The 24,552-nt window shown below is 73.0% G+C and carries 22 protein-coding genes; 9 read left to right on the top strand and 13 right to left on the bottom strand.

The window, feature by feature from the left end:
• Window positions 1-118: 118 nt before the first annotated feature.
• The 4 genes from BG452_RS29060 to BG452_RS29075 are packed head-to-tail and all read right to left on the bottom strand — an operon-like array spanning window position 119 to window position 4,074.
• The gene (locus BG452_RS29060) at window positions 119-1,351 is read right to left on the bottom strand and encodes an ABC transporter permease (protein ID WP_188307326.1); all 1,233 of its coding nucleotides are present in this window, start codon (window positions 1,349-1,351) and stop codon (window positions 119-121) included.
• Entirely contained in the window at window positions 1,348-2,034 is a 687-nt protein-coding gene (locus BG452_RS29065; protein WP_188307327.1) for an ABC transporter ATP-binding protein, read from the bottom strand. The genes BG452_RS29060 and BG452_RS29065 overlap by 4 nt, the downstream gene beginning before the upstream one ends.
• Window positions 2,031-3,419: a peptidoglycan-binding protein gene (locus tag BG452_RS29070; protein ID WP_188307328.1), complete on the bottom strand. Its 1,389-nt coding sequence runs from the start codon at window positions 3,417-3,419 to the stop codon at window positions 2,031-2,033. Before BG452_RS29070 ends, BG452_RS29065 begins: the two co-directional genes overlap by 4 nt.
• Entirely contained in the window at window positions 3,403-4,074 is a 672-nt protein-coding gene (locus BG452_RS29075; RefSeq protein ID WP_188307329.1) for a hypothetical protein, read from the bottom strand. Before BG452_RS29075 ends, BG452_RS29070 begins: the two co-directional genes overlap by 17 nt.
• A 201-nt stretch (window positions 4,075-4,275) precedes the next feature.
• Between BG452_RS29075 and BG452_RS29080 the strand changes: the two genes are divergently transcribed.
• The 3 genes from BG452_RS29080 (at window position 4,276) to BG452_RS47815 (ending at window position 9,121) form a co-directional block, all read left to right on the top strand.
• Window positions 4,276-4,992, top strand: coding sequence for a response regulator transcription factor (locus tag BG452_RS29080; RefSeq protein WP_317621278.1), 717 nt, complete (start codon window positions 4,276-4,278; stop codon window positions 4,990-4,992).
• Window positions 4,982-6,955, top strand: a complete 1,974-nt coding sequence (locus tag BG452_RS29085; RefSeq protein WP_188307331.1) for a HAMP domain-containing sensor histidine kinase — start codon at window positions 4,982-4,984, stop codon at window positions 6,953-6,955. Before BG452_RS29080 ends, BG452_RS29085 begins: the two co-directional genes overlap by 11 nt.
• Window positions 6,956-7,168: 213 nt before the next feature.
• Window positions 7,169-9,121, top strand: coding sequence for an Ig domain-containing protein (locus BG452_RS47815; RefSeq protein ID WP_188307332.1), 1,953 nt, complete (start codon window positions 7,169-7,171; stop codon window positions 9,119-9,121).
• 151 nt (window positions 9,122-9,272) lie between these two features.
• Here the strand turns inward: BG452_RS47815 and BG452_RS29095 are convergent, their stop codons facing one another.
• Entirely contained in the window at window positions 9,273-10,205 is a 933-nt protein-coding gene (locus tag BG452_RS29095) for a LysR family transcriptional regulator (protein WP_188307333.1), read from the bottom strand.
• 117 nt (window positions 10,206-10,322) lie between these two features.
• Between BG452_RS29095 and BG452_RS29100 the strand changes: the two genes are divergently transcribed.
• Both BG452_RS29100 and BG452_RS29105 read left to right on the top strand, forming a co-directional pair.
• Window positions 10,323-11,168: an alpha/beta hydrolase gene (locus BG452_RS29100; RefSeq protein ID WP_188307334.1), complete on the top strand. Its 846-nt coding sequence runs from the start codon at window positions 10,323-10,325 to the stop codon at window positions 11,166-11,168.
• Between the two features lie 513 nt (window positions 11,169-11,681).
• Window positions 11,682-13,055 carry a hypothetical protein gene (locus BG452_RS29105; protein WP_188307335.1) on the top strand — a complete coding sequence of 458 codons (1,374 nt, stop codon included), beginning with the start codon at window positions 11,682-11,684 and terminating at the stop codon, window positions 13,053-13,055.
• A 102-nt stretch (window positions 13,056-13,157) separates the two neighbouring features.
• Here the strand turns inward: BG452_RS29105 and BG452_RS29110 are convergent, their stop codons facing one another.
• From BG452_RS29110 to BG452_RS29120, 3 genes are all read right to left on the bottom strand, one after another.
• On the bottom strand, window positions 13,158-14,159 hold the full coding sequence (locus BG452_RS29110; RefSeq protein WP_188307350.1) for an MASE1 domain-containing protein: 1,002 nt from the start codon (window positions 14,157-14,159) through the stop codon (window positions 13,158-13,160).
• 76 nt (window positions 14,160-14,235) lie between these two features.
• Entirely contained in the window at window positions 14,236-15,054 is an 819-nt protein-coding gene (locus BG452_RS29115; RefSeq protein ID WP_188307336.1) for a PP2C family protein-serine/threonine phosphatase, read from the bottom strand.
• A gap of 308 nt (window positions 15,055-15,362) precedes the next feature.
• Window positions 15,363-15,848: an FBP domain-containing protein gene (locus tag BG452_RS29120; RefSeq protein WP_188307337.1), complete on the bottom strand. Its 486-nt coding sequence runs from the start codon at window positions 15,846-15,848 to the stop codon at window positions 15,363-15,365.
• 71 nt (window positions 15,849-15,919) lie between these two features.
• On the opposite strand from BG452_RS29120, the gene BG452_RS29125 reads away from it, so the two are divergent.
• Window positions 15,920-16,489, top strand: coding sequence for a TetR/AcrR family transcriptional regulator (locus BG452_RS29125; protein WP_188307338.1), 570 nt, complete (start codon window positions 15,920-15,922; stop codon window positions 16,487-16,489).
• A 217-nt stretch (window positions 16,490-16,706) separates the two neighbouring features.
• Window positions 16,707-17,552 (top strand): YhjD/YihY/BrkB family envelope integrity protein, encoded by an 846-nt coding sequence (locus BG452_RS29130; protein WP_188307339.1) that lies wholly within the window; start codon window positions 16,707-16,709, stop codon window positions 17,550-17,552.
• A 1-nt stretch (window position 17,553) separates the two neighbouring features.
• Here BG452_RS29130 and BG452_RS47820 read toward each other — a convergent pair whose 3' ends face one another.
• Complete coding sequence (locus BG452_RS47820; RefSeq protein ID WP_188307340.1) at window positions 17,554-17,895, bottom strand: hypothetical protein; 342 nt, start codon at window positions 17,893-17,895, stop codon at window positions 17,554-17,556.
• Between the two features lie 210 nt (window positions 17,896-18,105).
• On the opposite strand from BG452_RS47820, the gene BG452_RS29140 reads away from it, so the two are divergent.
• Entirely contained in the window at window positions 18,106-19,086 is a 981-nt protein-coding gene (locus BG452_RS29140) for an AraC family transcriptional regulator (protein WP_188307341.1), read from the top strand.
• A 314-nt stretch (window positions 19,087-19,400) separates the two neighbouring features.
• Here the strand turns inward: BG452_RS29140 and BG452_RS29145 are convergent, their stop codons facing one another.
• Together BG452_RS29145 and BG452_RS29150 are read right to left on the bottom strand one after the other, a co-directional pair.
• A complete protein-coding gene (locus tag BG452_RS29145) occupies window positions 19,401-20,915 on the bottom strand; it encodes a tyrosinase family protein (protein WP_223242886.1) in 1,515 nt (504 codons plus the stop codon).
• Window positions 20,916-21,111: 196 nt separating this feature from the next.
• Complete coding sequence (locus tag BG452_RS29150) at window positions 21,112-22,176, bottom strand: aldo/keto reductase (RefSeq protein ID WP_188307343.1); 1,065 nt, start codon at window positions 22,174-22,176, stop codon at window positions 21,112-21,114.
• Between the two features lie 129 nt (window positions 22,177-22,305).
• Here BG452_RS29150 and BG452_RS29155 point away from each other — a divergent pair, with 129 nt between their 5' ends.
• Window positions 22,306-23,142: a helix-turn-helix domain-containing protein gene (locus BG452_RS29155; RefSeq protein WP_188307344.1), complete on the top strand. Its 837-nt coding sequence runs from the start codon at window positions 22,306-22,308 to the stop codon at window positions 23,140-23,142.
• Here BG452_RS29155 and BG452_RS29160 read toward each other — a convergent pair.
• Both BG452_RS29160 and BG452_RS29165 read right to left on the bottom strand, forming a co-directional pair.
• The gene (locus tag BG452_RS29160) at window positions 23,027-23,860 is read right to left on the bottom strand and encodes a polysaccharide deacetylase family protein (protein WP_188307345.1); all 834 of its coding nucleotides are present in this window, start codon (window positions 23,858-23,860) and stop codon (window positions 23,027-23,029) included. The two genes, BG452_RS29155 and BG452_RS29160, sit on opposite strands and share 116 nt — an antisense overlap.
• 8 nt (window positions 23,861-23,868) lie before the next feature.
• Window positions 23,869-24,552, bottom strand: a 684-nt coding sequence (locus BG452_RS29165) for a hypothetical protein (RefSeq protein WP_188307346.1), incomplete at its 5' end; no start/stop codon positions are given.

The raw sequence follows: 24,552 nt of genomic DNA on the forward strand, positions 1-24,552 counted from the left end.
GTGTCGCCGGTCGGCGAGGGCCGCGGAGCGCCGTACGGGGCGTACGGGCCCGAGCGCCGTCCGCGGGCCGCCCCCACCCGAGCGGTGGAAGTGGCCGCCGACCCCCGTGGCCGCCCGATCAGGTGGAGGCCAGGGCCTCGGTGGGGGTGAGCCGGGAGGCGCGGATCGACGGGTAGACGCCCGCCACCACGCCGACCAGGACGGCCCCGCCGATGCCGCCGAGCAGGACCTGGAGCGGGATGACCAGGGGCCAGCCCTGGTAGGTGGTGTAGCCGAAGGTCACCAGGGCGCCGAGGGCGGTGCCGGCGAGGCCGCCGAGCCCGGACAGCGCCACCGACTCGGCGAGGAACTGGCCCCGGATCTGCCCTCGGTTGGCGCCCAGCGCCCGGCGCAGTCCGATCTCCCTGCGCCGCTCCAGCACCGAGATGACCATGGTGTTGGCGACGCCGATCCCGCCGACCAGCAGGGCCACGCCCGCGAGGCCGATGAACAGCGCGGAGAAGGCCGTCTGGGTCTCCCGTTTCGCGGCCAGCGCGTCGGAGGGGCGGCTGACCTGCACCAGGCCCGGCTGCTGTGGATCGATGGTGGCGGGCATCACCGCGCGGACGGCTTCGATCTGTGATTCCCGGGCCTGGACGTAGATCACCGTCGGGTTGCCGTCGAAGCCCAGCTGGGTCCTGGCGGCGTCCCAGCCGACCAGGACCGCGCGGTCGATGTCCGGTGCCAGCGGCACCGGGGCGAGGATCCCGATGACGGTGAACCAGTGGTGGTCGATGTAGACCTGCGGGCCGGGCGCACCGGGCGGCAGCGTGGTGATGCCGAGCCGGGTCGCGGCCGCGGCGCCCAGCACCGTGGTGGGGAACTTCTCGGTGGCCGCGTCGAGGAAGCGGCCCGTCCGGACCTTGCCGTTGACGGCCTGCAGCAGGTTCAGCCGGCCGGCCAGGACGGCGAGGCCGTTGGCGTGGTCGGGGTCGATCCGGTCGGAACGCGCGACGCTGGTCTGCGTGTTGGCGACCGCGCTGGCGATGGTCACCGGGCCGATCCGGGCGACCATGTCGGGCGATTCGGGCGGGAAGACCACCGGAGGATTCTGGCCCGGGTTGGCCGTGGCCTGCAGCATGTTGGTGCCCAGCGCCGAGAGCCGCGCCAGCAGGGCCTGCTGGCTGGAGGCCGGGATGCCCATGACGATGATCATCGTGGCGATGCCGATGGAGATGCCCAGGGCCGACAGTGCCGCACGTGCCTTACGGGTGCGGATGCCCAGCAGTCCGAGGCCGAGCACGTCGGTCGGGGCCAATCGGACCGGTTTCGTCCGGTCCGCGACGGATCGGTGAGTGCCGCCGCTGCTCATGCACCGGCCCCCGTCCGGCTGTCGGACACCAGGTGCCCGTCCAGGATGTCGATCCGACGCGGCATCAGTTCGGCGATGCCCCGGTCGTGGGTGATGATCGCGATGGTGGTTCCCTCGTCGTTCAGCTTGGTCAGCAGGGCCAGGACCGCTCTGCCGTTGGCCGTGTCCAGGGCGCCGGTGGGCTCGTCCGCGAGCACCAGCGCGGGCTCGTTGACCAGCGCGCGGGCGATCGCCACCCGCTGCCGCTCGCCGCCGGAGAGCTGGTGCGGGCGGTGCCCGACGCGGTGGGCCAGACCGACCCGGCCCAGCGCCTCCAGTGCGAGCGGGGCCCGTCGGCGGCGGGGCACTCCCGCGTAGAGCAGTCCGGTGGCGACGTTCTCCACGGCGCTGAGCCCGTCGGTGAGGTGGAACTGCTGGAACACGAAGCCCAGCCAGCGTCCGCGCAGCGCGGACAGCCGGCGGTCGGAGAGCCGGGCGATGTCGTGGCCGCCGATCTCCACCGTGCCGCTGGTCGGCCGGTCCAGGGTGCCCATGATGTTGAGCAGGGTGGACTTGCCCGAGCCGGACGGTCCGAGGATCGCCAGCAGTTCGCCCTCGTCGATGGTCAGCGAGACGTCGTCCAGGGCCTTGACCCCGCCCGGATAGGCCATCCCGGCCCCGCGCACCACCAGCACCGGAGTCATGAGGTGGTCACCACCCGGGTGCCCGCCGCGATGCCGTCGCCGGTGATGGCCACCATGCCCTTCGCGAACATGCCGGTCTGGACCCCCGCCAGCCCGCCGTCCTGGAGCTGCACGGCGTATCCGCCACCGCTGAGCGCGAGCAGCGCGCCGATCGGAACGGCCAGCACCCCGGTCGCGGTCGCCGACACGAAGGCCACCTGGACGGTGGCCGAGTCGAAGTCCTTCACCTTCGAGGGGTCGTCGACGGCCACGGTCACATCGACCGTGGGCGGGGTGTTCAGCCCGGCGCCCGCGCCGGAGGCGCCCTTGGGGCTGCCCTGGACGGCCGTGCCGATGCCGGCGACGGTGCCCGGTGCCGTCGAGCTGTCGGGCAGGCTGACGGTGACCTTGTCGCCCTGCTTGATCGAACCGACATTGACCGGATCCACCGGCACGGTCACTGCCTTGTCGGTCGGCGTGACCGACATCAGCGCCCCGGCCCCCTGCCCGCCGAGCTGCGCCTGCAGGGCGCCGACCCGGATCGCGCCCGGCAGCACCACCACGTCGCCGATGCCGAGACTTCCGGTCGGGAGCAGGCCGGCGTCCTTCTGCCAGTGCTTGACGGCGGCGATCAGGGAGGCGGTGACGACCCCGTCGCCCGATCCCACCGTGACCTTGGTCGGCGCCGCCGGCGTGCTGCCGCCGGCGCTCGGGGCGGTGGGGGCGGCCGTCCCGCCGCCGGGCGCACCCGTGCTGCCCGAAGCCGGCCTCGTGCCCGCCCCGCCGGACGGTCCCGGGCCGGTCCCGGCGGCCGGCACCGCCGGTCCCGTCCCGTCCTTCGGCGGCGGCGTGCTGCCGCCGGGTGCCGGGTCGGGCACGGGCTGGGTGATCACCGTTCCGACCTTCGGCTGCGCTCCCACGTCGTAGCCGAGCGCCTGCAGGTTGCTCGCGACCACCTGGACGTCCCGGCCCACCAGGTTGGGCTTGTCGAGGGACCGGAACAGCGGGGTCCCGCCGTAGAAGAGCGGCACCGGCTGGTCGTTCACCCGGTACAGCTGCTGACCCCTGGTCACGGTGGTTCCCACGGCGGGGAGTGCGGTGACGATGCCCTGCTTGGCGCCCATCAGGGTCTGGGGCGTGCCGAAACCCAGGGTGCCGCTCAGGGTCTGGGAGTTCGACAGGTCCGTCCTGACCACGGCGACCGTCTGGACCGGTGCGCCGCTGCTCGCGGCCCCGGCCGGCTTCGGGTGGCCGCGGAGCGCCACCGCGCCCGCTCCGATCCCGCCGACCGCCACGACGAGAGCGACGATCACGGTCACGCGCCGCTTGCGGCTGCGCCGCGGGGGCGGATCGGTGGCGGCCACGTCGTCGATGCCGACGTGGCCGGCGTCAGTGCCCGTTGCCACGGAACGCCTCCGTCTTGCAGGCCGCGATCACCTGGGTCTGCTGCGCCTGGGGCATCGTCGGCTGCCCGTCGTAGCTCCACCCGCTGTTCCCGCTGCCCGGGGTGCCGTAGGCCTTGACCTTCAGCCCCTTGCCGTTGATGCAGTTGACCCAGGCGCTGAAATCGGTGCTGTAGTTCGGGTTGAGCTTCGGATCCATCTCCGGCGGCATCAGCGGCATCCTGGACTGGCAGGCCGTGAGGGCGGACTGGGGGATGGACGTCCCCGGCGGCGGCTGCTTCTGCATGGGCTGTCCGGCCGGGGCGATCCCGCCCGTCAGGGGGACTCCGTTGTCGCCCAGGCAGTTGTAGTAGCCGGTCCAGAGCTGGGCGTCGTGCTCTTGAGTGTCGTCCAGCCGCTGCTGGGGGCGATCGGCGGTGGACCCGGGGGACGGGGTACCGGAGGCCGCGCCCGCGGCCGGAGTGGTACCCGCGCCCGCGGCCTCAGCGGCACCCGCGGCGGGGGGTTCGGTGGGGCTGCCCGGAGGCGCGCTGCTCGCCAGCGAGGCCACCGCCGCGCCGGGTGCGCCGCTCTGCGCGCCCGGGCCGGAACCGCACGCCGTCAGCGCGGCCAGCGGGACCAGCAGCGCGGCGGAGAGGACCGCGGTCCTCAGTGGCAAGCGGTCCGGACGCTGGGAACGATCATCAGTTGACTTCGGCATGGCTGCGATGATCACCAACGGATGTTCGGAAGTTGTCAGGATGTTCTTCGATTCCGATGGCGTGGCCTGCCGCTCGGTCCACGACCGTGGAATCCGCTGGCTGATGGGGGCTCACGCCACCGGAAGGAGCGCCGGACGGGCCCACCTATGATCGAAGACGTGAGTACCTATGTCCTGGTGGCCGAGGACGACCCGAAGCAGGCCGAACTGATCCGTCGCTACCTGGAGCTGGAGGGCCACACCGCCGCCGTCGTCCACGACGGACGCGCGGCGATCGACGAAGTCCGGCGGCGTGAGCCGGACCTGCTGATCGTCGATGTGATGATGCCCCGGGTGGACGGCCTCGACGTGTGCCGCATCCTGCGCCGTGAGTCCGAACTCCCCATCCTGGTGCTGACCGCCCGGTCCGCCGAGGACGACCTGCTGCTCGGGCTCGACCTGGGCGCCGACGACTACATGACCAAGCCCTTCAGCCCCCGGGAACTGATGGCCCGGGTGCGCGTCCTGCTCCGGCGCTCGCAGCGGTCGCAGGTCCGGGGGGCGCAGGACCGGGTGCTGCGGGTCGGCGAGCTCACGGTGGACCCGGACCGCCACGAGGTCCGGGTCGCCGGCGCCCTGGTGCCCTGCACGCCAGGGGAGTTCGAGTTGCTCGGCACCCTGGCCGCGCACCCCGAACAGGTCTTCAGCCGGGCACAACTGCTGGGTGGTGCAGGCGGGTTCGGCCACTACGTATCCGAACGCACCATCGACGTGCACGTCATGAACCTGCGCAGGAAGATCGAACCCGACCCCCGGAGCCCGGTGCGCCTGCTGACCGTCTTCGGCGTCGGCTACAAGCTCACCGACGGCACGGGCGGACGCCGCCATGCGCCGTAGGGTACCGCTGCGCAAGAGCCTGCTGGTCCGGCTGCTGGCCGCCTCGATCCTGGTCGCCGTGTGCTCGGTGGCGGCCACCGCCTGGCTGGCGGTGAACACCACGTCACAGGAGATCCAGCAGGAACGGGTCCAGACCCTCTCCGAGGACGCCGGCATCTACGAGACCCTGCTCGGCTACGCGGCGACCCACCAGGCCTGGGACGATGCCGGCCCCGTACTGGCGGACCTGGCGAAGCGGACGGGCCGTCACATCGCCCTGACCGACCAGGGCCGCCAGCCCCTGGCCGGATCCGCCGCCCCGCCCGCCTCGCCGGACCCGCCCAAGGCGTCGGCGGTGATCGACCCGCTCGCCGTCGACCGGACCCTGGCCCCGGGCGGTGGCACCACCCGGATCGACCCGCGCGCGGTGGGACCGTTCGCCCTCACCCCTGAGGAGCGCGCTCAGCTGCGTGCGGAGGCCGCCGCGACCGCCGACTGCCTGCGTACGCGCGGATTCGCCGCCGAGACCGGCACCGACCTGAGCGGCCGGCCGAACGTGACCGTCGCCGGACTCGCCCCCGACGACGGCAGCGCCACCGCCTGTGCCCTCCCACAGCTGTCCGCTCCCACCCCGAGCGAGCAGAAGGCGCTGAGCGGGCTCGGCGAGCTGGTCGACGCCTGTCTGTCGCCCGCGGGGCTGGGGCCGGTCAAGCTCGGCATCGGCCCCGTCGGGGTGGTGCCGAGCCCGAGCCCGCAGGGCCCTCAGGTGCGGAGCCCGGGGCACTCCCCGGGGCCGGCGGTCGTCCCGCCCGGCCCCGCCACCTCCCCGGCTGTCACGCCCGCCCCGGTGCCGAAGCCGAACCCCGGCAGCGCCGATCAGGCCGTGGTCAGCTGCATCGACACCAGCCGCCGCCAGCAGCTCGCCCCCTATGTCGCCCCCGCCGCACTGCTGTTCATCAGCGACAGCAACGGGACCACCGCGCCCGCCTTCCACCTGACCCGGGCCGGCGCCCTGCGCATCGCCGGCGTCACCGGCCTGGTCCTGGCCCTGACCGTGGCGCTCTCCGTCCTCCTCGCCACCCGCCTGGTCCGGCCGCTGCGCGCGCTGACCGACGCCGCCCAGCACCCCACCGAACCGCACGCCCGCGTCCCGGTGACCGGCGACGACGAGATCGGCTACCTGGCCGCCGCGTTCAACGACCTCTCCGAACGCCGGGAGCGGATCGAGGAGCAGCGCAAGGCGATGGTCAGCGATGTCGCGCACGAACTGCGCACGCCACTCAGCAACATCCGGGGATGGCTGGAGGCGACCCAGGACGGCGTGGCCGTGCCCGACGAGTCGTTGATCGCCTCGTTGCTGGAGGAGGCGCTGCTGCTGCAGCACATCATCGACGACCTGCGGGACCTGGCGGCGGCCGACGCGGGCAGCTTCCGGCTGCACCGCGGGCCCGTGCGGATCGTCGAGCTCCTCGACCAGGTCGCCGAGGCCCACCGGGCCCGGGCCGAGGCCGCCGGCGTGCGGTTGAGCGTGCTGCCCGCGGCCGGGGAGGCCGAGTTGGTGGCCGACCCGGTGCGGCTGCGCCAGGCCGTCGGGAACCTGGTGGACAACGCCGTGCGGCATACACCGAGCGGCGGAAGCGTCACGGTGGGAGCCCGCCCGGTGGGCGACGAGCTGGTCATCGAGGTGGCGGACACCGGCACGGGCATCGGGCCCGATGAGCTGCCCCATGTCTTCGACCGGTTCTGGCGCGCCGAGAAGTCCCGCAGCCGGCAGACCGGTGGCAGCGGTCTGGGGCTGGCCATCGTGCGCCAGCTCGCCGACGCCCACGGCGGAACGGTCGCCGCGGCCAGCGAACCGGGTGGGGGCGCGGTCTTCACCCTGCGGCTGCCGCTGACCGCCGAAGCGGCGGTAGCGCACGCGTCGGCGACCGGTGGCCGGGTCGGTGTGGAGCAGGAACGGGACCGTGGCGGTCCGGCGCGGTAGCGGGCTCGGGACGGGACGGGTGATCTGAACGGCTGGATTTGAACGTTCAAAGTCGTGGCCCGGTAGGTGCGGACACGAACCTCGGGCCATGACTCTTGACCCATGTGACCGGTGACATGTGTCATTTCACATGCCGCACTGGGCGTCCGTCAATGGAAGGCGCACGGGCGGCTGTCACTTCGCCGTTCCCCGACAGAGAGTCAGGACCAGCCCGTGCCCGCAGCACGCCCACGCCACCGTGGAGCCTTACGTCGGCTCCTGCTCGGCGCCCTCGCCCTCGGCCTCGCCGCCGCCGGCAGCACCGGCACCGCCTCCGCCCAGGACCGGCCACAGGTGCCGTCGTCCTCGCCCACGGCTCCGGCCCCCAAGGACCCGCACCCCGCCGCCGAAGGCTGGCAGCAGATCGACGGCACCTGGGTGCAGGTCGGGGCGACCCGCCCGCACGTGATGCCCAACGCCGACACCTTCGCCCAACGGCAGGCCGCGAAGACCCACGGCGTCACCGCGTCCCCGCGCAACAACTACGACCTCCAGATGACCTACCGGGGAGGCCAGGACTCCATCGGCGTCACCACCGGCCAGCCGAAGGTCTACCTGATCTACTGGGGCAGCCAGTGGGGCACCCCGGGCACCGACCCGGCCACCGGCAACGTCACACTCTCCGGCGACCCGGACGCCGCCGCGCCCTACCAGCAGGACTTCTTCAAGGGCCTGGGCAGCACCACCGACACCTGGTCGAAGGTGATGACCCAGTACTGCGAGGGCATCACCCCCGGCACGTCCTACTGCCCGCCGGAGGCCAACCACGTCGGTATGCCGGTGGCCGGCCAGACCCTGGCGGGCGTCTGGGTGGACAACGCGAAGCCCGCGCCGAAGGCCGCCACCGAGCCGGAGATCGCGGCCGAAGTCATCGCCGCCGCCCAGCACTTCGGCAACGGCGACCCGACCCAGAACCGGGACGTCCAGTACGTCATCAACACCGGCCAGGGCCTGGACTCCGACAAGTGGAAGGAACTCGGCTACTGCGCCTGGCACACCTTCATGCGCAGCTCGGCCGGCACCCTCGCCTACACCCTGATGCCGTACCTGACCGACGTGCCCGCCTGCGGCACCAACTGGATCAACCCCGGCGCGCGCGGCCGCCTCGACGGCTACGGCATCATCGGCGGCCACGAGTACGCCGAGACCATCACCGACCAGAACCCCTCCGGCGCCTGGACGGACGCGACCGGCCAGGAGAACGGCGACAAGTGCTCCTGGATCCCGGTCGGCCGCAACGGCGGGATGTTCAACCTCCAGCTGTCCACCGGCAGTTTCCCGGTGCAGACCACCTGGTCCAACTACGACCACCTGTGCACGGGCGACGACCCGGTCTTCGCGAACGCGCCGCTGCTCGTCACCCAGCCGTGTGAGCAGACGGTCCAGAGCGGAAAGCCCGTCGACATCCCGGTGCTCGCCTCCGACCGAGCCGGGCGCCCGGTCACGTACAGCGCCAAGGGCCTGCCCGCCGGCCTGCGGATCGCCCCGACGACCGGCCGCATCACCGGCACCACGCACGCGACCGGCTGGAAGACGATCACCGTCGTCGGCCGGGACGACCAGGGCAACAGCCAGAGCCAGACCTTCAAGGCCGGGTTCTTCCACGGCCCGCAGACCGGCTGCACCCCGATCGAGCAGCTCAACGACCCGGGCTTCGAGAACGGCACCGCCGACCACGGCGTCTGGAACGCGTCCGGCTACAACGTCATCACGCCGTCCACCGCCCACCAGGCGCACGGCGGCGCGACCTATGCCTGGCTCGGGCAGAACACCGCGAACGACGACTCCATCACCCAGTGGGTGGAGACGACCCCGGGGTACTCGAAGGAGCAGCTCTCCTTCTGGCTGAACATCACGGGCAGCGCCCAGGGGGCATCCGCGCCCGGGGGCACGGCGGCGGACACGCTCTCGCTGGAGCTGTACGACCAGTGGAGCGGCAACTACCTGGCGACCGTGAAGACCTGGACCAACCTGGACGCCACCGACGGCTACCGGCAGCAGTCCTTCGACCTGACCCCGTACGTGGCGGCCGAGTTCGGCTCGACGGTCGGCATCAAACTGGTCGCGCACTCGACGAGCGGAAAGACGGCGTTCCTGATCGACGACGCGTCGGTGAAGCTGACCTGAGCGGTCCGCCCCCGGGTCCCGTCCGCCGGGACGGGACCCGGGGGCGGGGGCCGATACCGCCCACGCACCCCACGAGCACATGGACGGAACCGAGCCGGCGGACGGTCGCGTCGCCCTGGACACCCGCATGCGAAGGGAGGACCGGCCCGGATCAAGTGTGGTGCCGGAGCCGGTCGTTGAGTGCGGCACCGACGTCGGGGCAGGTCTCCCGGATGGTGTCGAGGAAGGCGCGCAGCACCGGGGAGTGATCGCGGCCCGCGAAGGACAGGACGAGATCGGGCAGGGGCGTGCGCGGGGTCACTTCGCAGAACCGCACTCCCGGACGCGGGACCGCCCTCATGCGGGACGGCCCCAGGCCGACGCCCACGCCGGAGGCGGCGAGGCCGATGATGGTGTGCACGTCCCTCGCGACGGTCGCGCCGCCGAGAGCCGATGAGTCCGCGCCCAGCAGGGTGCGCAGTCCGGCGACCACGGCGGGCTCGTCCTCGCCGGCCGACACGATCAGTGGCTGTCGCCGCAACTGGTCCGCCGTTACCGACTGTTGACCCGCGTACGGGTGCACCGTACTCACCACGGCGATCACGTGGTCGCGTCCGATCGGGACGGACGCGAGATGCTCGGCTCCGGCGCCCCGTGGCGGGCCGAGGGTGAGGGCCACGTCCAGCTCCCCGGCGACGAGAGCTGAGCTGCTGCGGCTGGTCGCCATCTCGTGCAGTTCCAGTCTCACGTCGGGCCGTTCACGGCCGAACCGGCTCAGCACGCCCGGCAGCGGGCCGAGCAGTGCCGAGGCGATGAAGCCGAGGCGCAGACGTCCCGTCTCGCCGCGCGCGGCCCGGCCCGCATCGACCGTGGCCGCCGCGATCTCGTCGAGCGCCCGGCGGGCCCGCGCGAGGAACGCCTCACCGGCGGCGGTCGGGAACACCCCCTGACGTGTGCGGTCGAACAGCCGGGCCCCGACCTCGCGCTCCAGGTCGGCGATCTGCTTGGACAGCGGCGGCTGCGCGATGCCCAGCTCGCCGGCCGCCCGGCCGAAGTGTTCGTGCTCGGCGAGAGCAACCGCGTACCGCAGGTGTCGCGCTTCCACGGCTCGCCCTCCATCCCATCGATCCCGTCGGCCGCCGACAAGACCTCAAAGATATCGCCACGCCACTTACCAGATCTAGGAATGGATGGCGCTGTGGTTCCTGTCTGGAATGGAGCCATGAAGAACGCATCTCTGACCGGCACCGTCTTCGTTCTCGTACACGGCGCCTGGCACAGCTCCGGACAGTGGGCGGCGACGCAGCGCGTGCTGACCGGACTGGGCGCTGCGAGCGTGGCCGTCGACCTGCCGGGGCACGGCTTCGACGCACCCCTGCCCACCGGATACCTGCTGCCCGGCCAGCCGGGCCTACTGACCGAGAGGTCACGGCTGGCCCCCGTGACGATGGACGACTGCGCCGAGGCCGTACTGAGCGTCCTGCGCCAGGTGCGTCACCATCGCACGGTCGTGCTCGTCGCCCACAGCGCGGGCGGCGGCCCCGCGTCCCTGGCCGCGGAGTGGGCGCCCGAGCTGGTGGGCCGGATCGTCTACCTGTCCGCGTTCGTCCCGGGCGGGCGGCCGCGGTTCCTCGACTACCTGGGCTCACCCGAGAACGCCACCGCGCTGGGCCGGAACCTGAACCTCGGCGACCCCGAGGCCCTGGGCGCCGTACGGATCAATCCGCTCTCAACGGATCCCGCCTACCTCGACGAACTGCGGGAAACCCACTACCACGACACCCCGCTGGACCGCTTCGACCGGTGGCGGTCCGCGCTGAGCCCTGATCTGCCGCTGGCGATCCCGACGGCTCCGGTCACCCTGACCGCGGCACGGTGGGGGCGCATTCCACGAACCTTCCTGCGCTGCGCCGAGGACCGGGCGCTGGCACCCGCCGCGCAGGACCTGATGATCGCGGAAGCCGACCGGGCCTTCCCCGGTAACCCGTTCACCGTGCGTACCCTGCCCGGCAGCCACAGCCCGTTCGCAGCCCGGCCGGGCGAGCTCGCCGCGGTTCTCGCCTCGTGAGCCGGCAGCGGCCCGTGAAGGGTCCCGCGTTCCTGAGCGCGGGGCGGCGCGCGGCCGGTGGCGGCGGGCGGCTCGTACTGCCGGTCGCGGGGCTCGAAAGCCCCGAGGCCGAGCCGGCCTGCGGCCTCGTCCGGCTCCGCCGTCCGCGAACCTCACACCCGAAACGATCAGTGAGCCGGAGGTGGTGCCGGCCGGGCTGAGCGAGGTGGCGGCGGTGAGGACGACGGCGGTCGACGCCACCGTCCGGCGCGGTCACCACCCTGCCCCGGTCCGTCACGAGGCCGTCATGATCCGGGCACGTCGCGCGCATCATCGGCACCTCGGGCGCATGGACACGACGCGGTGCGCGGGCGAGGATGGCCCCTTCGGACCGTCATGTGTACGAACCCAGGCGCCGGCCGGACCCGCCGGTCGCGGCGACGGTGAGGACCGGGAGCGCCGCGCGGGGCAACCGGGCGCAGGCCGGGGGCGTCTTGGTACGGACGGAGGGGAACCGTGAGCCGGGAGGGGACGATGGGACGTCGGGAGCTGGAGCCGGAACTGGCCGCGCTGGTGCGGGCGGTGTTCGCGGAGGCGGGGAGCGAGGTGACCCTGCACGGGGACGTCGCCCGGGACGCCCAGGGGCGCGACTACGGGCTCGGCGGGCTGCTCGAACTGGTGGAACGGCGGTCGGACGCACCGTTGCCGGAGCTGGTCCGCGCCCATGTCCTCGAACTGGTCGCCGCCGTCCAGGGCCCGGGGGCGGGCAGGGCCGGTTCGCCGGAGGAGACGGTCGCCCGGCTCTACCCGCTGCTCCTGGACGCCGCGACCCTGGCCGACCCCGCGCAGTACCCGCACGCGCTCGAAGTCGTGCCCGGGATGCTGGAGTTCCTCGCACTGGAGTCGCCCGTCGGCTGGCAGGTGCTGACCTCCGAGGCCGTCGCCGAACTCGCCGACGCGTCGTACCTGCGCCGGGGCGCGCGGGCGCGGCTGGCCCGGCTGCCCGTCGAGCGGCACGAGGTCCGGCCGACCGGGCAGGGCGGCAACCTCCATGTCGTCAGCGGGAGTTCGGCGCTGACCGGGAGCCGGGTGCTCGTCCTGGACGCCATCCACCGCGAGCTGACGGGGCGGGAACTGCCGCCGGACGGCGCGGTGGTGGCGTTCCCCACGCCGTTCTCCCTGCTGTTCGCGCCGTTCGACCTGCGGGTGCCGGAGGTGCTGCAGGTCCTGATCGAGACGGCGGCCCGGGAGTTCGACGCGTCCGGTGCGCCGCTGTCCCCGCACACCTACTGGTGGCGGGGCGGCGAGCTGACCCCGCTCACCGCGGTGGCGGGGGGTGGACAGCTGGAGCTGGTGAACGCGGACGAGGTCATCGCCGCCGTCACCCGGCTGGCCGGCGGGGAAGGGGAGGTGTCCGGACGGCGCCCGCACCACTACGGCTTCGCGCACCGCCTGCTGCCCTCGCTCACCCACCTGGGGTCGGTGCCGGGGGAGCGGATCGGCGCCGAGCTGCTGCGGCTCTGGGAGCAGCACGGCGCGACGCTGCCCGCGGACCAGCGGCTGGCACCGGACGGCCTCCAGGGCGGATTCGTCCAGGCGGGCCGGCACCGGATGCTCCTGGTCGCGCTCCCGGTGCCGCGGGCGGCGACGGAGGCCTTCGCGGTCGTGCTGGCCTGGCCGGGCGACGGCTCCGGGCAACGGGCCTTCGCCCTGGAGTACGCGGTCGACCCGATCACGGGCGAGCGCGGGGCGGTGCTGGGCGAGTGGGAGACGGCGAGCCGTCACCGGCTGCACCGGACGGGCATGACCGCCGAGGCCCGTCCCTTCATCGAGGCTGTCGTGGCCCTTCTCGACCCGCCGCCTCCGCCGCCGGTGAAGGCGAAGCGACGCGGTCTGTTCCGGCGCTGAACGCGGCCCGCCCCGGCGACGCTGAGTACGTTCCGTGCGGGATCTGGCGGTTCGCCGAAAGCGGGCACGGCGGTGCCCAGTTCGGGCGTGTGAGCGCCCCCGTCACTCGCCGTCCGGCGGCAGCCACCGGTTGGTGTCGATCTTGCCGGGGGCCAGTCGGTGCACGACCTCGGCGAGTTCGACGCAGGCCTGCTCGATCCGCCGGTAGGTGTTGCGCTGCTCGGCGACGATCGCGGACAGCAGCAGTCCGGTGAGCGCCGCGCAGCCGTTGAGTGCCTGGAGGATCACCATGTCGGCGACCAGCCCGTGCCCGGCGAACGGACCGGAGTGGTGGGTGGCCGCCGTGATGGTGAGCACCGAGACCAGGAGCACGCAGGGCGCGGCGCCGGGCAACTGGAAGCGCAGCGCCGCCCAGATCAGGAACGGGAAGACCAGGAAGAGCAGACCCAGCGTGGTGGAGGTGGCGATCACGGTCACGGCGGCGGTGCCGGCCAGCAGCAGGACCGGCTCGACCCAGTCGAACGCGCGGAGACCGGCGGGCAGCCGAGCCGTGCGCAGCGCCAGCAGCAGCGGGGTGACCACGAGGACGCCCATCGCGTCGCCGGTCCACCAGGCCGACCAGGTGGACCAGAACCCGTCGACCGGCAGGGTCCCGTTCAGGACCAGGACGGCGGTGCCGGTGCCGGAGCTGATCAGCATCCCGGTGAACGCTCCCAGGAAGACCAGGGCCATGCCGTCCCGGAGCCGGTCCAGCTCGATCCGGAACCGGGCCCGGCGCAGCATCAGGTACGCGGCGACCGGGGCCAGGGTGTTCCCGGTGACGATGCCGATCGACCCCCAGCGCGGCGGCCCGGTGACGAGGATCACCAGGAAGGCCCCCAGGGCCACCCCGGGCCAGAAGCGGAGCCCGAACAGGAGCAGACAGGTGAGCGCGATCCCGGTCGGCGGCCAGAGCGGGGTGACCTTGGCCCCGCCGACCACCACCTGTTGCAGCAGGCCGATCCGGCCGGCCGCGAGGTAGACCGCGGTGACCGCGAGCAGGCGCGCGGCGGCCACGGCCAGCTGGCGGGGGTCGCGGGAACGGGGCTCGGTCGTCGGCGGCATGGTAGTCATCTGACTACGTTCGGGCACCTCGGTGCGGGCGTGACACGCGCGGGCTCCCGGCCGACCGGGTCGTAGCTCAGTCGTCGTGGCGCAGCACCAGCACCGCCGCGTCGTCGGTGTGGCCGGTCAGGTCGGCGACTTCCAGCAGTTCGGCGGCCAGGGCGTCCGGGTCGTCCGCGACCCGCTCCCGCAGCACGGCCGCCACCCGGGCCAGTCCGGCTTCGATCGGGAACTCCGGGCCCTCGACCACCCCGTCCGTGACCAGCGCGATGACCTCCGTCCCGGAGAAGCGGTGGTGGCTCACCGGGTACGTCTGGCCGGGCAGCACGCCCAGCGGCGGGCCGCCGTCATCGTCGGGGCAGTGCCCCCAGCGACCGTCGGCGTTCGCCCAGACCGGCGGGACGTGCCCGGCCCGAGCGTGCGAGAGGTCCCCGGTGGCCGGGTCGTAGCGCAGGAAGCTGCAGGTGGCGAAGCGGCGACTGTCCATGGAGATCAGCAGGTCATTGGCGCGGCCGAGGACCTCGCCGGGGTCCGTGGCCGTCCTTGCCACGGCGCGCAGGCCGACCCGCACCTGGCCCATGATCGCCGCCGCCTCCACGTCATGGCCCTGGACGTCGCCGAGCGAGAAGGCCACCGAGTCGTCCGGCAGCCGGAAGCCGTCGTACCAGTCACCGCCGATGCTCAGCCCGTGCCGGGCCGGCGCGTACCGGGCGGCCGCCCGGAGCCCGGGCGGCTGCGGGAGCGCGGCCGGCAGCAGCTCGCGCTGCAACGCCTCGGCCAGCTCCACCCGGGCCCGCTGGAGCTCGGCCTGCTCCAGCGCGGACGCGGTGAGCCGGCCGAGCTCGGTCAGCAGGTCGTCCGCGCTCGGGCGATCGGTGGGGCGGCGTCGGCTCATCGACCCTCCGGCGGCGTGGGGGACGGGGTGGTCAGGGTCAGCGTATGTCGGCCGAACGGGGGACGGCCGCCCGAGCGACGCCGCGGTCACCCGTGGTAACCGAACCGACGGTGATGACCTCATGGCCGAAAGGTGATCGGCGGGGCGCTCGGGCGGGGCTGCCGGATTCGCACTCCGGAGCGTGTCCGGCGCCGAGTCACAGGTGGCCCGCCGGCAACTGCGACCGGCGGGCGAACGGCGCAGCGGCCCGTCGATCGCGTCGAGTGCGGGCTCTCGCGGCTCCGCGGCTCCCCGTCGCGCGTCCCCGTTCAGGCGGTGACCTTGGCGACGAAGGCGGTCAGGTTGGCCGCTATCCGCTCGATCTTCTCCTCGACGGTGAGCGACTCGTGGAGCCGGGTGCCGACCTCCCGCTTGCCGCGCACGTAGAGGGAGCAGGCGAGGTCGGTGCACATGTACGCGCCGACGGAGTTGCCCTGCTTGCCGGCCTTCCCGGCGAGCGGTGCGACCAGCAGCGAGATGCGCCCGGTGTGGGTGGTCACGCAGAGTGAGCAGATGCTGCGTCGGGCCTGCCAGGAGGCGGCGCCGGAGGAGCGCAGCGCGATCGCCACCGTGCGGCCGTCGACCTCGGCGGCGAGGTAGCCGCGGTCGGGGGCCTGCGGGTCACGCCAGCCGAGGAAGTCCAGGTCGTCCCAGGGCTGTTGGGCCAGGTCGCGGGGCACGTGCAGGCGCTTGGCCTCGCCCTTGCTGCAGTTGACGAAGGCGGCGCGGATCTCTTGTTCGGTCATCGGCTTCATAGGGAGCAACGTAAATTACCTAGGAGGATTAGGCAAACGTATAATGGCCTCAGTCGATCGAAGGGCAGGGCATGGCACGCGTAGGACTGAACGCGGAACGACTCACCAGGGCGGGAGCGGACCTGGCCGACGAGGTCGGCTTCGACAAGGTCACGGTCTCGGCGCTGGCGCGGCACTTCGGCGTCAAGGACGCGAGCCTCTACTCGCACGTCAGGAACTCGCAGGACCTCAAGACCAGGATCGCCCTGCTCGCCCTCGAGGAACTCGCCGACCGGGTCGCCGCCGCCCTGGCCGGACGCGCCGGCAAGGACGCCCTGGCGGCCTTCGCCAACGCCTACCGCGACTACGCCCGCGAACACCCGGGCCGCTACGCCGCCGCGCAGCTCGAACTCGACTACGCGACTGCGCTCAACAGCGCGGCCGTCCGGCACTCGCAGATGACCCGCGCGATCCTGCGCGGCTACGACCTCGCCGAACCCGACGAGACCGACGCCGTCCGCCTGCTCGGCAGCACCTTCCACGGCTATGTGGCCCTGGAGCGCGCGGGGAGCTTCCAGCACACCCCGCGCACCACCGAACAGACCTGGTCGCGGATCCTGGACGCCCTCGACGCCCTGCTGCGCAACTGGCCGAAGGCCTGACGGCAGCCGGGCCGGGAGCCGGCACGTCGCTGCACCGCACGGGTGAAGCGGGTTTCCCGCGCGGCGGCAGCGGTTAGCGCTAAGTCGCGAATCAGCCGGGCCGGACGACGGAGAGGGCGGCAAGGCGCTGGTCACCCGAGAGAGTCTGCTGCGCGCCCTGACCTTCTGGCTGCGGCCGGCCTTCGCGCTGCGCCTGGTCAACCGGTTCCAGCGGCTCGTGGGCTTCGACCGTTCGATGGCCCTGGCCTCCAGCGCGTTCTCGGCCGTGATCCCGCTGGTGATCGTCTCCGGCGTCGTCCTGGCCCACCTCGGCTCCAAGGACACCGCCCACCGGATCATCGACCGGTACGGCCTCACCGGAGGCGGCGCGGAGGCCGTGCTGTACGTCTTCTCGCCGAGTGCCGGGGTGGACACCGGGGTGGGCGTGTTCGGGCTGCTGTTCCTGGCGGTGTCGCTGCTGAGCTTCTCGCGCGCCGTCCAACGGCTGTTCGAACAGACTTGGGAGCTGCTGCCGCTGAGCGTCCGCAACACGCTCAACGGCCTGCGGTGGAGCGCCGGGCTGCTGGTCTACCTCACCGTGACGGCCTGGCTGTCCGCCGTCCTCGGGCAGGGGCGGCTGTCCCTGGGAGCGGTAGCCGTCCAGACTCCCGTGACCGCGGTCTTCCTGATGTGGAGCGGCCGGGTCCTCTCCGCGGGAAGGGTCAGCTGGTGGGACCTGTTGCCGTTCGGTCTGGTCGGGGCGGTCGGGGAGGCCGCGTACTCGGTGGGCGCCACCGTCTACCTGCCCCGGCTGTTCAGCTCGTCCGCCAACCAGTACGGCGCGATGGGCGCGGTCTTCGCGCTGGTCTCCGCCCTCTTCGGCGTGATGTTCGTCCTGGTCGGCTCGGCGGCGGTCGGGCGGGAGGTGCGGGACGAGCTGGACCGCATCAAGCGGGGGGAACGCCCCGCCGACGACGAGGTCCGCCGGGAATGGGACGAGGTGATCGCGCACGCGCGTCTGAGGTGGCAGACCGCCCGGGAGCAGTTGGCGGCCCACCGTCGCTCCCGGAAGCCCGAGCGCTGAGCTACCCCGCGGCGGACCGCGGGTCGCCCGGGCCCAGCGGCGCCTCTCGGCGCAGCCCGGCGAGCCCGGGTCCGGGGGCGAGGAACTCACGGATCCCGAAGGCGATCAGGACCACGACGGCGAACCAGAACACCGGCAGCGCCGTGGGGTGACCCCAGAGGACGAAGAGCAGCGCGGCGACCGGCAGGATCCCGGCCCCGATCGCGCGCTTGGCGCGACGGCCGAACGACCGGCCCGGCCCGGCCCGGAATCGGCATCGTTCTCCCAGGATCTTCTCGGTCAAGGCCAGGGACTCTTCGGGGCCAAGGGCCTGCGCCCTGAGGATGTTGTAGCGCGCGTTCATGATCTGGACCTCGTCCGGATCGCAGATCAGCCTACTGCTCCGTCACCACCCGTCACCACAACCACCCCGCCCCACAGTCCACTTCGAGCGCCACCGCCACCCCGGAGTGGGAAGTCGGCCACACCGACTTCCCACTCCTCACGCCATGACGCCGATACTGGGCTCCAACACACCGCTGCGCCCCGCAGCGGGCCGGGAGTGGGGACGGGCATGGCGACGGTGCTGTTCAGCGGCGGCGAGGTGCGGGACCTCCATGACACCGTGGCCGCCGAGTTCGCGCCGCACAAGCTGCGGGTGCGCGAAGTCCCGGCGGCCGGCGGCGGCCGATTCGTCCGGCACTGGCAGGGTGACGTATCGGTCTACGAACTGGGCTACGGCGCGGACGTCGACGTCGTCCCCGGTGAGCTGACCGACTTCTACAGCCTCCAGATCCCACTGGCCGGTTCCGGCCTGGTGACCGTGGACGGCCGTCCGCTGTCCACGCCGTTCAGCATCGCCGGGCCGGGCCAGCACCTCGCCATGGACTGGGGCCGGGACTGCGTGAACACCGTCCTGCTGATCGCCCGCCAGGCCGTGGACCGGGCCGTGGCCGTCCGCCGGGGCGAGCCCGGCGAACAGGCCGTCCGCTTCGACCCGGCCCTGGAGCGGGAGTCCGCCGCCATGGCCGACTGGCTGGACCTCGCCCGCGCCTACGCGCGGGCCGCCGGCGGGGAGTTGTTCGCCCGCTCGCCGCTCGCCCGGCAGCACCACGAACAGCTGCTGCTGCACGGCCTGTTGGACATCCAACCGCACAACCTGGGGCGCGCTCCCGCCGTGGTCGCCGCACCGGCCGCGGTGCGCCGGGCCGTCACCTTCTGCGCCGAGCACGCCCACGAGCCGATCTCGGTCGCGGACATCGCCCAGGCCGCAAGGGTGAGCCTGCCCAGCCTGCGCCGGGGCTTCCGCATCCACCTGGGCACCACACCGCTCGCCCATCTGCGCCGCGTCCGGCTGGACCACGCCCACCATGACCTGTTCGCCGCCGCCCGCGGTGGATCCGCCGCGACGGTCACCCAGGTCGCACTGCGCTGGGGCTTCGCCCACCTGGGCCGCTTCTCCCAGGAGTACCGGAAGGCCTACGGGCGGCTGCCCTCCGAGGTCCTGACCGGAGGCTGTCCGGAAAACGCGTTCGGAAGCGAGCGAACCGGATAGCCGCGCCCGCCGGGCTGCCGCACACTGGGCGGGTATCACGGGGGAGGCCGCCCCGCCCGCGCGACGCCGGGCGCGGTGCGAGCGGCCGGGCACCGGGACGGGGCAGCTGAATTGAGCCGGGGTGCCCCGTCCCGACCGTGTACCGTCCGTCCGGACGGTGGCCTGACCGGCGGGCGGACCGGCCAGACCAACGGCGTCCGGCAGCTCGGCCTCACCAGCTTCCAGCCGGCCCGCTTCGTCTGTCCGCAGAAGAGCCGCGCCGCCGGATCCCCCTCGGGTGACCGGCGGCGCGGCTCGGGTCCGGCCGCGAGACGCTACGGCTGGGCTTCCCCCACCAGCAGCCGCGCGTTGACGGTGGGGTTGCCCGCCTGCGAGAGCGGGAAGGCCGTGCCGATCTCCCCGGAGTGGCCGGGGACGTCGATCCGCACGGAGAGTGTCCGGTCGACGAGCCGGTCCTGCGGCATCCGGAAGTCGAGGTTGATGATGCCGTGTTGCCTGCACGTCTCACAGCGCTGCGGGTCGTTCGGCTGGAAGAAGAACCGCTTGGCGATCGGCTCGCCGTCGGCGAGCAGGGTCACGATGAAGGACCCCGGAATGTTCAGCCGGTTGATCCCCTTCACCCGTACCGAGACCGGGTCGCTGCTCCGGAAGGAGAAGGTGCGGGCGGCGTCGATGCTTCCGGTCAGGTTCTCCATGGCGCCGGCCATACCGCCCTCCATGGCGCTGGGGAGGTCAAGCCGGTCGTACGAGATGTCGGTGGCGATGGTCTGGTCGGGGGTCGAAGTGAACGGCGGGAGGGGCGCTTTGAGCCAGGTGTCGTCCTGCCCGGCCAGTCTGGTGCGGAATCCGTCGAGGGTGGTGGCGGCGGCGCGGGTCTGCCAGCTCAGCCAGAGCCGGTCGATGTTGCAGTGGAAGAACCAGAAGACGGGGTCGAAGGCGGACACCTCCTGGATGCCCATCGTCTCCCCGGTCGATCCGTGGCCGTTGTCGTGGGCCTGGATCGAGAAGTCCTGGTAACCGTTGGTGTTGTACGCGCCCCAGAGTGACTGGACCATCGAGGTCGCGATCTCCTCCAGGACCGAGTAGTCCTGGATGTTCTGGGTGATCTCGGCCGCCGAGTAGCGCTTGGTCGTGTACGGGAAGAACTTGGTCACGGGCGGATGCACGGTGGCGCCGGGGTCGGCCGGCAGGACGTACTGGTCGAACGGCGGGTGCTGCAACCGGTCCGGCAGCGGGGTCGAGATGTCCCAGTAGGGGAGCGTCACGTCCTGGCAGCCCGGGACGGAGCGCAGCGCGTCCTCGAACTCCCGCAGGTACACGCGGTGCCACGGGTTGAAGCGGTCCTCGTGGTGCAGGCACCAGGCCTTCGGGAGACCGTGCTGCCCGGCCAGGGTGAAGTAGCCGTCCGGTGCTGTGGTGTCGCGGGCCATGACGCCGTTGAACGCCGTTGTCAGGAGGGCGAATTCGGCGTCGGTGAGGGTCGTGACGTCCTTGCGCAGCCGGGTGGCCGCCGCCCCGGCCGGTGGCGGAACGACCGGGGTCGGCGCCGTACCGATCGGGTACCCGGCGAGGATCCAGTTCTTGAACGTCTGCCAGCGGTTGGCGCTCCACTTCCCCGCCGCGTCCGGCGGCATGTCCGCGTTCGGCGGCGAGGTGTGGGCGAGGATCGAGAACGCGTTCTGCTTGACCCCGTCGTACGTGCCGAGCTCGATGCCCTTGGCGGCCATGTGCGCGATGTCGTCGGGGCGGAAGTAGGTGCTGATGTCCGCGAGGTACGTCGGCGCCGCGACGATCGGATCACCGTTCGGGCTGGCCGGGGGTGTGCTCATGGGTCCTCCGCTGGGCTCGGGGCAGGGGGAGTTCGGTCGTACAGGGAGCATTTGCGGTTGCGAGTATGCGGTGCGGCAAAGGCCTCCATACGATCGACACGGGCCCGTGCTCGGAGAATCGTCGTGCGGGAGCCGAATTCCTGCGGACGGTCAGACGCGGGTGAGGCCATTCGGGTGCCGTGGGCGGCGGCGCACCCTACCGGTGGGTGTCGAACCTCAGGTCGCCCCTGGTGACCTTGCGGATGTGGTCACCGGCGAGCAGGTCGTGCGGGTAGCCGAGGGGGAAGGCGCTGGCCTCGGCGAGGCGGGCCAGGTGGGAGTCGGCGAGGTCGACGTCCAGGGCGCCGAGGTTCTCCAGCAGCTGCGCGGGGGTGCGGGCGCCGATGATCGGCGCCGTCACGGCCGGGTTCTGCAGGGTCCAGGCCAGGGCGACCTGGGCGGGGGTGCGGCCCACGTCCTGCGCGACCTCCCGTACGGCCTCGGCGATGGCCAGGTTGCGGTCGGTGACGGCGCCCAGGGCTTGGTTGGCGGCCCGTCGGGCGCTGTCGCCGGAGCCGGTCTCCGGCGCCCCCGGTTCCTCGCGGCGGTACTTGCCGGTGAGCACCCCGCCGGCCAGCGGGGAGAAGGGGACCACGCCCAGGCCCATCTCCCGGGCCATCGGAATCAGGTCACGCTCCCCGGTGCGTTCGACCAGGTTGTACTCGATCTGCAGCGCGACCAGCGGTGACCAGCCGCGCAGGTCGGCGATCGTCTGCATCCGGGACACCTGCCAGGCCGGGGCGCTGGAGATCGCCACGTACAGCACCTTGCCGAGCCGGACCAGGTCGTCCATGCCGCGCAGGACCTCCTCGACCGGGGTGGTGGAGTCCCACACGTGCAGGTAGAGCAGGTCGAGGTAGTCGGTGCGCAGCCGGCGCAGGCTGGCCTCCACCGACGCGGTGAGGGCCTTGCGGTGGGCGCCCCCGGAGTTCGGGTCGCCGGGGCGGCGCAGCGTCGAGTACTTGGTGGCCAGCACCAGCCGCTCGCGGTCGCCGTGGGCGAACTCGCCGAGCAGGCGCTCGGAGCTGCCGTCGGTGTAGGTGTCGGCGGTGTCGATGAAGTTGCCGCCGCGCTCGACGTAGTGGTCGAACAGCTTGCGTGCCTCGTCCCGTTCGGCGCCCCAGCCCCATTCGGTGCCGAAGGTGGCCGCGCCCAGGGCCAGGGGTGAGACCCGCAGTCCGGAGCGGCCCAGCAGCCGGTAGGTGTCGAGGGTGAGCGACATCAGGTCCTCCTGTGATTCGTCGGCCGCCGGTCGTCCGGCGTCGGGAACCAGCCTGCGACCCCGGCGGATCGGGGGTAAGGGACGGCCGTTCCTGGGAACGCCCGTCCCAGCCTCGCTGTTGGACCGGGCATGATGACCTCTACCGTGGACGCGACCCAGGAGCTGGCCGCCTTCCTGCGGAGCCGACGCGAACGCCTCGACCCGCGAGACCTCGAACTGCCCTCGCGGCGGCAGTTCCGGCGCACCCCCGGCCTGCGCCGGGAGGAGGTCGCCGAACTGGCCGGGATCAGCGCCGACTACCTCGTGCGGCTGGAACAGGGCCGGGGCCCGCGCCCCTCGGCGGAGGTGGTGGACGCGCTCGCCCGGGCGCTGCGGCTGAGCCCGGACGAGCGCGGCTACCTGTTCGACCTGTCCCGTCAGCGTCGCCCGCGCACCGCCGACCAGCCCGCCGCCACCGCACCGCCGGAGCTGGCCAGGCTGGTCGCCGACCTGTCGCCGCAGCCCGCGATGGTGCTGAACCACCGCTTCGACATCCTGGCCTGGAACGGTGAAATGGCCGCACTGCTACCGGACTTCGACACCCTGCCGCCCGCGCGGCGCAACGCGATGTGGCTGTGCCTGGCGCACCCGGCGATGCTCGGGTTCTACGCCGACCGCGAGCACACCGTGCGGGACGGCGTCGCCCATCTGCGGGCCGCCTGGGCGGCGCACCCGGAGGACCGGGCGCTGACCGGCCTGATCGCCGAACTCGCGTCTGGTGATGAGGAGTTCGCACGCCTGTGGGCGGAGCGGGACGTCCGGGTCAACGGCCGCGGCAGCAAGGTGCTGCGACACCCCGAGGCCGGGGAGATCACCGTGCGGTTCGAGGTGCTGGTGCCGCTTCAGGACCCGGACCAGCGGGTGCTGGTCTACCGCCCTGCGGACGAGGCGAGCCGGACGGCACTGGACCGGCTGTGCGCGCGGTGACGCCGTGCTCGCGCAGCGGGCCGACCTGCCAGCCCTGGGCGGCGCAGTGGTCGAGGAGCTGGGGCAGGGCGCCGAGGGCGGACCGCCAGGCGGCGGGGGCGGAGGTGCAGTCGGAGTCGTGCAGCAGCACCGTGCCACCGCCGTACAGGTCGGCGGTGACGGTGCGGTGGACGGTGTCGGGGGTGGCGCGGCTGGTCCAGTCCTCGCCCCAGCTCGTCCACAGCACGGGGGTGAGACCGAGGCGGCGGGCGGACAGGTGGGCGGCGGTGCTCATGACGCCGTACGGGGGCCGGAACCACTGCGGTGCGCGGCCGCTCAGCTCCGCGATGGTGTCGCGGGCGCGGCGCAGGTCCTGGTGGGTGGCCAGGGGGCCGCGCAGCAGCAGCGGGCGGTGCGCCCAGCCGTGGACGGCGATCTCGTGGCCGGCGTCGGCGATCTCCCGCACCAGGGCGGGCGTCCGCTCGGCCATCGAGCCGAGCAGGAAGAAGGTGGCCCGTACGTCGTACTTCTGCAGGAGCGTCAGGAAGGAGGGCGTGGAGTACGGGTCCGGGCCGTCGTCGAAGGTGAGGGCGATGTGGTCGGGGCGGCCCGTCCCGGCGAGGCGGGGCAGCAGGCGGTTGCGCAGCGGCCCGTAGGTGGAGAGCACGGGGGCCGCGTGGGCGGCGGTGACGGCGGCAGCGGCGGTGGCGCCGAGGCGCAGCAGGGTGCGGGGCTTCATGGCGGGCCTCAGGAAAGGGTGATGAGCGCGCCGAGGCGCGGCGGCCGGTGGGAGGTGAGCAGGCGCTTCAGGGTGTCGGCGAGGTCCGCCGGCTGGGCCTTGCCGCATTCGAGCAGGACGATCTGGCCGGGCTTCAGCTCGGGGGTGGTGGGGCTGCCGCAGGCGATCCGGGCGTCGGGGACGACCAGGTGCTCGTGGTGGAAGGCGGCCAGGCCGAGGTCCAGGGCGTCCAGGTGGCGGCTGGAGAGGAAGAAGTCGCTGGCCGCGCCGGTGGCCGAGCGCAGCGCGGTGGCCCCGGCGTCGAGGGAGCTGCGGCCGGTGACGATCCCGGTCTCGTACGGCGGGCCGTAGCCGGCATTGACCAGGGTGAGTCCGGCCCCGGCGAGGCGGCGGACCTCGGCGGGGTCGGCGGCGGCCTGGGCGGTGTCGACGGCGACGGCGGCGCCCGCGGCCGACAGCGCCTTGAGGGTGGCCGGGGGGAGGGCTTCGCCGCCGGGCGGGTGCACCACGAGGTAGGTCCGGCCGGTGTGCTCGGCGTCGATGGTGTCCAACCCGCCGTAGGCGACGGCCAGTTGGGTGCCGCCGGTGGCCAGCCAGACGGTCGCGGCGAGCGCGGCGAGAGCGACGCCCAGCCGGCGGACGGGGCGGCGCGGGGCGGGGGCCGGCTGTCCGGGTACGGGCGTCGCGGGTGT

The sequence above is a fragment of the Streptomyces sp. CBMA123 genome, from assembly GCF_014596465.1.
GTDB lineage: Bacteria > Actinomycetota > Actinomycetes > Streptomycetales > Streptomycetaceae > Kitasatospora.

Bases quoted from the DNA above. Each gene is read 5' to 3' on its own strand.
- BG452_RS29060 (WP_188307326.1), bottom strand. From the start codon at position 1,351: ATGAGCAGCGGCGGCACTCACCGATCCGTCGCGGACCGGACGAAACCG.
- BG452_RS29065 (WP_188307327.1), bottom strand. From the start codon at position 2,034: ATGACTCCGGTGCTGGTGGTGCGCGGGGCCGGGATGGCCTATCCGGGC.
- BG452_RS29085 (WP_188307331.1), top strand. From the start codon at position 4,982: ATGCGCCGTAGGGTACCGCTGCGCAAGAGCCTGCTGGTCCGGCTGCTG.
- BG452_RS29100 (WP_188307334.1), top strand. From the start codon at position 10,323: ATGAAGAACGCATCTCTGACCGGCACCGTCTTCGTTCTCGTACACGGC.
- BG452_RS29105 (WP_188307335.1), top strand. From the start codon at position 11,682: ATGGGACGTCGGGAGCTGGAGCCGGAACTGGCCGCGCTGGTGCGGGCG.
- BG452_RS29110 (WP_188307350.1), bottom strand. From the start codon at position 14,159: ATGCCGCCGACGACCGAGCCCCGTTCCCGCGACCCCCGCCAGCTGGCC.
- BG452_RS29115 (WP_188307336.1), bottom strand. From the start codon at position 15,054: ATGAGCCGACGCCGCCCCACCGATCGCCCGAGCGCGGACGACCTGCTG.
- BG452_RS29120 (WP_188307337.1), bottom strand. From the start codon at position 15,848: ATGAAGCCGATGACCGAACAAGAGATCCGCGCCGCCTTCGTCAACTGC.
- BG452_RS29125 (WP_188307338.1), top strand. From the start codon at position 15,920: ATGGCACGCGTAGGACTGAACGCGGAACGACTCACCAGGGCGGGAGCG.
- BG452_RS47820 (WP_188307340.1), bottom strand. From the start codon at position 17,895: ATGAACGCGCGCTACAACATCCTCAGGGCGCAGGCCCTTGGCCCCGAA.
- BG452_RS29140 (WP_188307341.1), top strand. From the start codon at position 18,106: ATGGCGACGGTGCTGTTCAGCGGCGGCGAGGTGCGGGACCTCCATGAC.
- BG452_RS29145 (WP_223242886.1), bottom strand. From the start codon at position 20,915: ATGAGCACACCCCCGGCCAGCCCGAACGGTGATCCGATCGTCGCGGCG.
- BG452_RS29150 (WP_188307343.1), bottom strand. From the start codon at position 22,176: ATGTCGCTCACCCTCGACACCTACCGGCTGCTGGGCCGCTCCGGACTG.
- BG452_RS29155 (WP_188307344.1), top strand. From the start codon at position 22,306: ATGATGACCTCTACCGTGGACGCGACCCAGGAGCTGGCCGCCTTCCTG.
- BG452_RS29160 (WP_188307345.1), bottom strand. From the start codon at position 23,860: ATGAAGCCCCGCACCCTGCTGCGCCTCGGCGCCACCGCCGCTGCCGCC.